Source organism: Streptomyces sp. NPDC007872, from assembly GCF_042868165.1.
Taxonomy (GTDB): Bacteria; Actinomycetota; Actinomycetes; order Streptomycetales; family Streptomycetaceae; genus Streptomyces.
This window is the reverse complement of record NZ_JBIAEA010000002.1, coordinates 1,092,619-1,101,320: the sequence shown is the minus strand read 5'-3', so window position 1 is coordinate 1,101,320 and position 8,702 is coordinate 1,092,619. Positions and strand designations below refer to the sequence as shown.

8 protein-coding genes are annotated in these 8,702 nt (G+C 74.0%); 3 read left to right on the top strand and 5 right to left on the bottom strand.

Features of this window, described 5'->3' with window-relative positions; genetic code table 11:
* Window positions 1–239: 239 nt before the first annotated feature.
* The gene (locus tag ACFYNX_RS10080; RefSeq protein WP_388659562.1) at window positions 240–1,700 is read right to left on the bottom strand and encodes a hypothetical protein; all 1,461 of its coding nucleotides are present in this window, start codon (window positions 1,698–1,700) and stop codon (window positions 240–242) included.
* A gap of 238 nt (window positions 1,701–1,938) precedes the next feature.
* Between ACFYNX_RS10080 and ACFYNX_RS10075 the strand changes: the two genes are divergently transcribed.
* Entirely contained in the window at window positions 1,939–3,774 is a 1,836-nt protein-coding gene (locus tag ACFYNX_RS10075; protein WP_388659559.1) for an endonuclease/exonuclease/phosphatase family protein, read from the top strand.
* 12 nt (window positions 3,775–3,786) lie between these two features.
* Here the strand turns inward: ACFYNX_RS10075 and ACFYNX_RS10070 are convergent, their stop codons facing one another.
* Window positions 3,787–4,359 (bottom strand): antibiotic biosynthesis monooxygenase, encoded by a 573-nt coding sequence (locus ACFYNX_RS10070; protein WP_388659556.1) that lies wholly within the window; start codon window positions 4,357–4,359, stop codon window positions 3,787–3,789.
* A 177-nt stretch (window positions 4,360–4,536) separates the two neighbouring features.
* Between ACFYNX_RS10070 and dapA the strand changes: the two genes are divergently transcribed.
* On the top strand, window positions 4,537–5,430 hold the full coding sequence (gene dapA, locus ACFYNX_RS10065; RefSeq protein ID WP_388659553.1) for a 4-hydroxy-tetrahydrodipicolinate synthase: 894 nt from the start codon (window positions 4,537–4,539) through the stop codon (window positions 5,428–5,430).
* Between the two features lie 109 nt (window positions 5,431–5,539).
* Here the strand turns inward: dapA and dapD are convergent, their stop codons facing one another.
* From dapD to ACFYNX_RS10050, 3 genes are read right to left on the bottom strand one after another with little or no spacing between them, the layout of a single operon-like run.
* Window positions 5,540–6,523 carry a 2,3,4,5-tetrahydropyridine-2,6-dicarboxylate N-succinyltransferase gene (gene dapD / locus ACFYNX_RS10060; protein WP_365540795.1) on the bottom strand — a complete coding sequence of 328 codons (984 nt, stop codon included), beginning with the start codon at window positions 6,521–6,523 and terminating at the stop codon, window positions 5,540–5,542.
* Window positions 6,524–6,567: 44 nt separating this feature from the next.
* Window positions 6,568–7,185, bottom strand: a complete 618-nt coding sequence (locus tag ACFYNX_RS10055) for a TetR/AcrR family transcriptional regulator (RefSeq protein ID WP_388659549.1) — start codon at window positions 7,183–7,185, stop codon at window positions 6,568–6,570.
* On the bottom strand, window positions 7,185–7,505 hold the full coding sequence (locus ACFYNX_RS10050; RefSeq protein WP_125656272.1) for a multidrug efflux SMR transporter: 321 nt from the start codon (window positions 7,503–7,505) through the stop codon (window positions 7,185–7,187). Before ACFYNX_RS10050 ends, ACFYNX_RS10055 begins: the two co-directional genes overlap by 1 nt.
* 126 nt (window positions 7,506–7,631) lie before the next feature.
* Here ACFYNX_RS10050 and ACFYNX_RS10045 point away from each other — a divergent pair, with 126 nt between their 5' ends.
* Window positions 7,632–8,681: an oxidoreductase gene (locus ACFYNX_RS10045; RefSeq protein ID WP_388659546.1), complete on the top strand. Its 1,050-nt coding sequence runs from the start codon at window positions 7,632–7,634 to the stop codon at window positions 8,679–8,681.
* Window positions 8,682–8,702 lie beyond the last annotated feature (21 nt).

Genomic DNA, 8,702 nt, shown 5'->3' with positions numbered 1-8,702 from the left:
TCGGTGGGTTTGCGCGGCTGGGGGGGGGGTTCCCCGGGGGGGGGCGGTTGGGCGGGGCCCCCCCCCCCGCCCCCCCGCCACCCCCGACTCACCCCCCGGGCAACCCCGCGGGGCGCCGGGGCCCCCGGGGCCCCCGACGGAAGGACGCGTACGACACGAAGAGGTGTACGACACGAAGAGACGTACGACAGGAAGAGACGTACGACAGGAAGAGACGTACGACAGGAAGAGACGTCCGGTCAGGAACCGGACCGCGACCGGGCCTTGAAGGCGGCCTTGCGGGCCTCCTTCGCCGCGCCCTTGTCCCGGTGCAGCCGGCCCATCGCCTCCAGGACCTCCGCCGTCGCCGGGTGCTCCACCCGCCAGGCAGCCTCGAAGAAGCCGCCGTGGCGCCCGGTGAGGCCCTCGATCAGCTCCTGGAGCTCCTCCAGGTCGCCCTCCGCGTCGAGCTGGGCCGCGATCGTGTCGATCGCCAGCCAGAAGATCATCGACTCCGGCGGAGCGGGCACGTCCGTCGCGCCCCGCTCCGCGAGCCAGACCCGCGCCAGACCGCCCAGCTCCGCGTCGTCCAGGACCTCCCGCACGGCGGGCTCCGCCTCGGGGCCCACCAGGGAGAGCGTCTGCTGGCAGTGGAGGCGGCGGAGCGGGGAGCCCGCGTCGGAGCCGCGGGCGGCGTGCAGCAGTTCGCGGGCCGCGCCGAGGGCGTCGCGGCCGGCCAGCCAGGCGGCGGTCTCCTCGCGGGCCGCGGTCTCCGGGTAGCCGGCGATGCCGTCGAGGAGGGCGTCGGCGCCCTTGCCGGCCAGGTCGCCGACGGCGGGCGCGTCGACGCCGGCCTCCAGCATCCGGGCCCGGACGCCGTAGAGGCCGAGCGGGGTGAGCCGGACCATGCCGTAGCGGGTGACGTCCTCGTCGTCGACGGAGACGGCGGGCTCCTCGCCCTCCTCGACCATCAGGGCCTCGTCGAGGGGCTGGTACTCGACGAGCCCGATCGGTTCGAGCAGCCGGAACTGCTCGTCGAGCCGCATCATCGCGTCGGAGACCTGCTCCAGGACGTCGTCGGTGGGCTCGCCCATGTCGTCGGGGACGACCATCGACGCGGCGAGCGCGGGCAGCGGCACCGGGCCCTCGCCGGCCCCGCCCTCGCTGACGGTCAGCAGGTAGAGGTTGCCGAGCACGCCCTCCAGGAACTCGGCCTCGGCCTCGGGGTCCCAGTCGAGGGCGTCGACGTCGATCTCGCCGTCCTCCCCGATGAGGTCGTCGAGGTCGTCGAGGACGGGCGCGACGGCGTCCGCGAAGACGGTGTCGAAGCCGTCCAGCCAGAGCGCGAGGACGTCCCGGGGCGCACCGCCGGTGAGGAGCGCCAGGTTCTCGCCGGGCCCGGCCCGTCCGGGGACGTCCTCCCTGTCCCCGTCGGCCGCCTCGCCGTCCTCGACCTCCACGAGGCCGGTGTCGACCGCGAGCCGCCAGGCGTCGCCCGCCCGGAACTCGCCCTCCTCGTCGGCGGAGAGGCCCAGGGCCTCGGCCGCCGCCGGGAGCTGCTCGTCGACGAGTTCGCCGCCCGCGTCCACCCGGGTGTCCGGCCCGGCCCAGCGGGCGAGCCGTGCCGCGTCGGCGAGGAGGGGGGCGGCCAGGGCGTCCCGCGCCAGCTCCGCGTCCGCACGCAGCCGAACGGGGGGAAGGGTGGGGTGGTCCGCTGACATCTGGTGGGGTCTCCTCGGCGCGTACGGGGGCGAGCGGGTGGAAGGGGCTCGGAGGGCGGTCGCGAGGAGCCGCCCCGGAGAGCCGTCCCAGCGTAGACGCATCCGGGGGGACGCCCGCCGGTTCACGATTCCGTCAGCCTTCGTACACCCGTCGACCCTTGACAAGTGGGGTCCCCTGCCAAGAGATTGACGCGCGTAGATCCATCTGCCGTTCCTCCAAGCACCCCCGGAGTCCCTGATGTCTTCCTCCATACCGAGAAGCGCGGCCGTCGCCGCCGTCGTGTCCGCCGCCCTGGCCGCCGGTCTGCTCGCCGGTTCGGCGAGCGCGTCCGCCGAGGACGGCGCCGGTGTCCGCGTCCACGACATCCAGGGCACGACCCGCGTCTCGCCCCTGGTCGGGCAGCAGGTCACCGGTGTCACGGGCATCGTGACCGGCGTCCGCACCTACGGCTCGCGCGGCTTCTGGATCCAGGACCCCACCCCGGACGCGAACCCGGCCACCAGCGAGGGCCTGTTCGTCTTCACCAGCTCCGTCCCGACCGTCGCGGTCGGCGACGCGGTGAGCGTGAACGGCACGGTCACCGAGTACGTCCCCGGCGGCCTCGCCTCCGGCAACCAGTCGCTGACGCAGCTCTCCAAGCCGGTCGTCACCGTCGTCTCGCAGGGCAACCCGGTGCCGGCCCCGGTGACGATCTCTTCCCGGTCCGTCCCCGGCGCGTACGCGCCGGAGGGCGACCCGGCCGCGGGCGGCTCGATCAACGGCCTGGCCCTGAAGCCCCGTACGTACGCCCTGGACTACTACGAGTCCCTGGAGGGCACCAACGTCCGGATCGGCTCCTCGCGCGTGGTCGGCGCCACCGACCCGTACTCCGAGCTGTGGGTCACGGTGAAGCCCCGGGAGAACGACAACCGGCGCGGCGGCACGGTCTACGGCTCGTACGAGGACCAGAACACCGGCCGCCTCCAGGTCCAGTCGCTGGTCCCGACCGCCCAGCAGCCGTTCCCGAAGGCGAACGTGGGCGACGTGCTCTCCGGCGTCACCGAGGGCCCGCTCGACTTCAACCAGTACGGCGGCTACACCCTGACGGCCCGCACCCTCGGCACGGTTGTGGACCGGGGCCTGGAGCGCGAGACCACGGACCGGCAGCGCCGGAACGAGCTGGCCGTGGCCACGTACAACGTCGAGAACCTCGACCCGAGCGACCCGCAGGAGAAGTTCGACGCGCTCGCGAAGGCGGTCGTGGAGAACCTCGCCTCGCCCGACATCGTCGCCCTGGAGGAGATCCAGGACGACAACGGCGCCAAGAACGACGGCACGGTGAGCGCCGGTCAGACGGTGAAGAAGTTCACCGACGCGATCGTGGCGGCCGGCGGTCCGGCGTACGAGTGGCGCTCGGTCGACCCGGAGAACAACAAGGACGGCGGCGAGCCCGGCGGCAACATCCGTCAGGTCTTCCTCTTCAACCCGGCCCGGGTCTCCTTCACGGACCGCCCGGGCGGCGACGCCACCACCGCGACCGGCGTCACCGGCCGCAAGGGCCACGCGGCGCTGACGGTCTCCCCCGGCCGGATCGACCCGGCGAACGCGGCCTGGGCGGACAGCCGCAAGCCGCTGGCGGGCGAGTTCGTCTTCCGGGGCCGCACGGTCTTCGTGATCGCGAACCACTTCGGTTCGAAGGGCGGGGACGAGTCGATCGTCTCCCACCACCAGCCGCCGAACCGTTCCTCCGAGGCGAAGCGCCTGCTCCAGGGCCAGGCCGTCAACGGCTTCGTGAAGCAGTTGCTCGCGGTCGAGAAGCAGGCCGACGTGCTGGTGGTCGGCGACATCAACGACTTCGAGTTCTCCGGGACCACGAAGGCGCTGACGGACGGCGGCGCGCTGTACCCGGCGGTGAAGTCGCTGCCGCGCAGCGAGCGCTACTCGTACGTGTACCAGGGCAACAGCCAGGTCCTCGACCAGATCCTGACCAGCCCGGGGGTCCGTCACTTCGCGTACGACAGCGTCCACATCAACGCGGAGTTCGCCGACCAGGACAGCGACCACGACCCGCAGGTCCTGCGCTTCCGCCCGTAAGCGCCCCGCGGGTCACCGCACGCCCGCGCCGAGGCTCAGCGCGGGCGTGTACCAGCGGGCGTCGGCGGGCCCGGCGGGCGGGACGGCCTCCCACTCGGTGAGGACGAGCACGCGGGTGCCGTCGGCGGACCGGTGGACGTGGGTCCCGATCCCGCCGGCGGCCACCGCGTCCCCGGACTCGACGACCGAGACGACCGAGACGGCCCCGGGCAGCGCGTCCGGGCCGGGCGCGCCCGCCGGGCGGGGCGGCGCGTAGCGGTGCAGGACGACCCGCTCGATACCGGGCACGGCGGCGTCGATCTCGGCGTTCCGGTCGTCGCGGTGGGTGCGGACGAAGTCCTCGTAGACCTCCTCCCCCGTCCACTGCGAGTAGTGCAGCAGCGCGTCCCCGTCCGTCCCGGCGTAGATGCTGTACGAGAGCAGTCCCGGGTCGGGCCACTCCCGGCCCTCCCAGGCCTTGCGGACGGCCTCGACGGCGGCCCGCTGCCGCTCGGGCGTGCCGACCCGCCAGGTGCTGACGAGGACGGCGCCGACTCCGGGGCGGTAGAGGTCGGGGCGGGCGTGGGGGTGCGCGACGGCGTGCATGGAAGGGCCTCCCGTTCGTGGAACTCCGTGTCGTGCGGACGACTCCACCGTCTTCCCTCAACCATGCTTGAGGTCAAGGGCGTCCGGGCACGAGGGCGCACCCTTCAACAACCCTTACCTTTCCGCCCAAGAAGATCTAAGTGGACCTTCACCGTCCGCCACGCCCAGACTTCCGGCATGACCACCGCACCTCCTTTCGGCCGCGCGCTCTGCGCGATGATCACCCCGTTCACCCCCGCCGGCGCGCTCGACCTCGACGCGGCGGGCGCCCTCGCCGTCCGGCTCGTGGCGGAGGGCTGCGACGGGCTCGTCCTCAACGGGACCACCGGCGAGTCCCCGACCACCACCGACGCCGAGAAGACCGCGCTCGTCCGCGCCGTCCGGGAGGCCGTCGGCCCCGGCCCCTCGGTCCTCGCGGGCGTCGGCAGCGCCGACACCGCGCACACCGCCGGGCTCGCCCGCGCGGCCGAGGAGGCGGGCGCGGACGGGCTGCTCGTCGTCACCCCGTACTACAGCCGCCCCCCGCAGGCGGCCGTGGAGGCGCACTTCCTGAAGGCGGCGGACGCGACCGGCCTGCCGGTGATGGTCTACGACATCCCCGGCCGCACCGGGACCCGCGTCGAGCCCGCGACGATGCGGCGGCTCGCCGCGCACCCGCGGATCGTCGCGGTGAAGGACTGCGCGTACGACCTGCTCTCGTCGGCCCGGCTGATCGCGGAGACCGGGCTCGCGTACTACTCGGGCTGCGAGGAGCTGAACCTGCCGCTGTACGCGGTGGGCGGCGCCGGATACGTCAGTACGGTGGCGAACGTGGCGCCCCGGCGACTGCGGGAGGTCCTCGACGCCTTCGACGCGGGCGACACCGCCGGGGCGGCCCGGCTCCACGCCCGGCTGCTGCCGCTCGCCGAGCGGATGATGGCCTCGGGCCTGCCGGGCACGGTGACCGTCAAGGCCCTCCTCGGCGGCCCCCTGCGGGAGCCGCTGCTGCCCGCCGACCGGGAGACGGCCGACGGGCTGCGCGCGCTCCACGAGGCGCTGCTGCGACCGGCTCGGGCGGAGTCGGCGCTGTAGAGGGGGTCTCCCGTCGATCACGCCGGGCACGCGGCCGTCCGCGGAAACGGCTGACCGCCCTGCCGGCCGTCCGGTGACGGGGCGAGGGCGGTCAGTGCCGCGCGGGGCCTCAGTTGTGGCTGTGCAGGATCTCGTTGAGGCCGCCCCAGACCGCGTTGTTCGGGCGGGCCTCGACGGCGCCGGTGACCGAGTTGCGGCGGAAGAGGATGTTCGAGGCGCCGGAGAGGTCGCGGGCCTTGACGATCTCGCCGTCGGGCATGGTGACCCGGGTGCCGGCCGTGACGTACAGGCCGGCCTCGACGACGCACTCGTCGCCGAGCGCGATGCCGACGCCCGCCTCGGCGCCGACCAGGCAGCGCTCGCCGATCGAGATGACGACGTTGCCGCCGCCGGAGAGGGTGCCCATGGTGGAGGCGCCGCCGCCGATGTCGGAGCCGTCGCCGACGACGACGCCGGCGGAGATGCGGCCCTCGACCATGGAGGTGCCGAGGGTGCCGGCGTTGAAGTTGACGAAGCCCTCGTGCATGACGGTGGTGCCGGCGGCGAGGTGGGCGCCGAGCCGGACGCGGTCGGCGTCGGCGATCCGGACCCCGGCGGGCGCGACGTAGTCGGTCATGCGGGGGAACTTGTCGATCGAGGTCACCTGGAGGTGCAGGCCCTCGGCGCGCGCGTTGAGACGGACCTTCTCGACGTCGTCGACGGCGACCGGGCCGAGCGAGGTCCAGGCGACGTTGGCGAGGAGGCCGAAGAGGCCGTCCAGGCTCTGGCCGTGCGGCTTGACGAGGCGGTGGCTGAGCAGGTGCAGGCGCAGGTACGCGTCGTGGGCGTCGAGCGGCTTCTCGTCGAGCGAGGCGATGACGGTGCGGACGGCGACCACCTCGACGCCCCGGCGGGCGTCCACGCCGAGGGCCTTGGCGGCGCCCTCGCCGAGGGCGTTGAGGGCCGCGTCGGGGGTGAGCCGCTCGGTGCCGGCGGGGCCGGGCTCGTCGGTCAGCTCGGGGGCGGGGAACCAGGTGTCGAGGACGGTGCCGTCGCCGGCGATGGTGGCGAGGCCGGCGGCGACGGCGCCGGTGGTGCGAGGAGCAGTGGTCATGACGGAGAACCTAACCGGCTGGCCCCCGCCCGGGCCAACCGGTCTCAGGTGTCGGTCGGGCGCGCCGTCGATTCGGACGAGCCCGGGACCGGGGGTTTCGGCGCTTCGTCCGGGGCCCCGGGGGCCAGGATCCGGCCCAGCATCACGCGCGCGTACTCCTCGTCGTACTCCCCGTCGGTGAGCAGGACCTGGAGGCAGACGCCGTCCATGAGGGCGACCAGGGCGCGGGCGGTGACGGGGTCGGTGCGGCGGGCCAGGGCGGCGGTGGCGGCCTCGGTCCACTCGGCGGCGACCGGGCGCAGGGCTGGGCGGCGCAGGGCGGCGAGGTAGAGCTCGTACTCCAGCTCCACGCCGGTGCGTTCGCCGCCCAGCCACTCCCCCAGGAAGCGGGCGAGCAGGGCGGCGAGGTCGGCGTCGGGACCCAGGAGGGCGGACCGCTCGCGGAGTTGGCGCCCGAAGTTCTCGTTGGCCTTGCGGAGCGCGGCGACGAGGAGTTCGTCGAGGGAGGCGAAGTGGTACGTGGTGGAACCCAGCGGCACGTCCGCCTCGGCAGCCACCGTGCGGTGGCTCAGCCCGGCGATGCCGGACCGTCCGGCGACCCGGAGGGCCGCGTCCACGATCCGCTCGCGGCGCCCGGGGTCGTGGCGGCGGGGGCGGGCCATCAGTGGGCGCCGCCGAGGTTGAGGACGGCGACCCCGGCGACGATGAGGAGGATCCCGGCGACCTTGGCGAGGCTCAGGGTCTCACCGAGGAAGAGGACGCCGATGGTGGCGACGGCGGCGGTGCCGACGCCGGACCAGATGGCGTACGCGGTGCCGACCTGGAGGGTCTTGAGCGCCTGCGCCAGGAGCGCGAAGGCGATCAGGTAGCCGGCTCCGGTGACGAGCGAGGGCCAGAGCTTGCTGAAGCCGTCGCTGTACTTCATCGAGGTGGTGGCGAGGATCTCCGCCGCTATGGCGCCCGCCAGCAGTCCGTAACCCATGCGTACGAGCGTACACACTCATGCGTACGGGCGTACACACCGATGCGTACGGGCGTACGCACCCCTTCGCGCATGCCCGCGCTTCTTCGTACGGGTGTGCGTGGCGCGACCGATACGGTGTCGCCCATGACCTATCCCACGGGGCCCCACGGCTACGGCCACTTCCCTCCGCCTCCGCCTCCGGCGCCGCAGCCCGGCGTGATACCCCTGCGGCCGCTCGGCTTCGGCGAGATACTGACGGCCGCGTTCGCCACCTTCGGACGCCACTGGAAGCAGCTCGTCGGCGTCGCGGCCGTCGCCTACGGGCTCGGACTCCTGCTGGTCGCCGCGGCGTCCGGCGTCGGCTACCTGGCCGTCGCGGACCACGTGCCCGGCGTGTTCGACCTGCCGGAGGACGTGGACCCGTCGTGGGACGACGGCCTTCCGCTGCTGATCGCGTTCGGCTGCGTCTGGCTGGTCGCGATGGTCGTCATGCTGGTCGCGACCGCCGTGGTCTCGGCGGCGGTGCCCGTGGTCCTCCAGGAGGCGGTCCTGGGCGGCCGCCTCGTCTTCGGGACCGTGTGGGGGCGCGCGTGGGCGCGGATGCCCGCGGTCCTCGGCACGGTCCTCCTGACCGCGCTGACCATGCTGGTGCCCGTCCTGCTCTTCCTCGGCCTGTCCCTCGGCCTGGTGGCCCTGATGGTCGCCCGGGACTCCGGCCCGGCCGCGACGCTGCTGCTCTTCCCCGTCCTCCTGCTGGTCGCCCCGCTCGGCCTCTGGCTCTGGGTGAAGTTCGCCTTCGCCCCGACGGTCGCGGTGATGGAGCGCCAGGGCGCCCTGGCGTCCCTGCGGCGGTCCTGGCACCTGGTGACCGGCGCGTGGTGGCGGACCTTCGGCGGCCTGCTGGTGGCCGCCGTGATCACGGGCTTCATCAGCGCGGCGTTCCAGCAGGTGCTCGGCACGGTGGCGAGCGTGCCCCTGGCCGGCGGCCCGTCGCCGGAGTCGACCGGGGAGCTCCTCGCCCTGGTCGTGCCGATCGTGCTCGTCGTGGTCGCCGGATCGCTGATCGCCCAGGTGTTCTCCGCGCTCTTCCCGCCGCTGGTGTCCGGGCTGCTCTACGTCGACCGGCGGATCCGCCGGGAGAACCTGGCGCCGGTGCTCGCCCGGGCCGCGGAGGCGCGGGCGTACGACTCCTGACGGGCCGGCAGGACGCGGGGC

Bases quoted from the DNA above. Each gene is read 5' to 3' on its own strand.
- ACFYNX_RS10050 (WP_125656272.1), bottom strand. From the start codon at position 7,505: ATGGGTTACGGACTGCTGGCGGGCGCCATAGCGGCGGAGATCCTCGCC.
- ACFYNX_RS10070 (WP_388659556.1), bottom strand. From the start codon at position 4,359: ATGCACGCCGTCGCGCACCCCCACGCCCGCCCCGACCTCTACCGCCCC.
- dapA (WP_388659553.1), top strand. From the start codon at position 4,537: ATGACCACCGCACCTCCTTTCGGCCGCGCGCTCTGCGCGATGATCACC.
- ACFYNX_RS10080 (WP_388659562.1), bottom strand. From the start codon at position 1,700: ATGTCAGCGGACCACCCCACCCTTCCCCCCGTTCGGCTGCGTGCGGAC.
- dapD (WP_365540795.1), bottom strand. From the start codon at position 6,523: ATGACCACTGCTCCTCGCACCACCGGCGCCGTCGCCGCCGGCCTCGCC.
- ACFYNX_RS10045 (WP_388659546.1), top strand. From the start codon at position 7,632: ATGACCTATCCCACGGGGCCCCACGGCTACGGCCACTTCCCTCCGCCT.
- ACFYNX_RS10075 (WP_388659559.1), top strand. From the start codon at position 1,939: ATGTCTTCCTCCATACCGAGAAGCGCGGCCGTCGCCGCCGTCGTGTCC.
- ACFYNX_RS10055 (WP_388659549.1), bottom strand. From the start codon at position 7,185: ATGGCCCGCCCCCGCCGCCACGACCCCGGGCGCCGCGAGCGGATCGTG.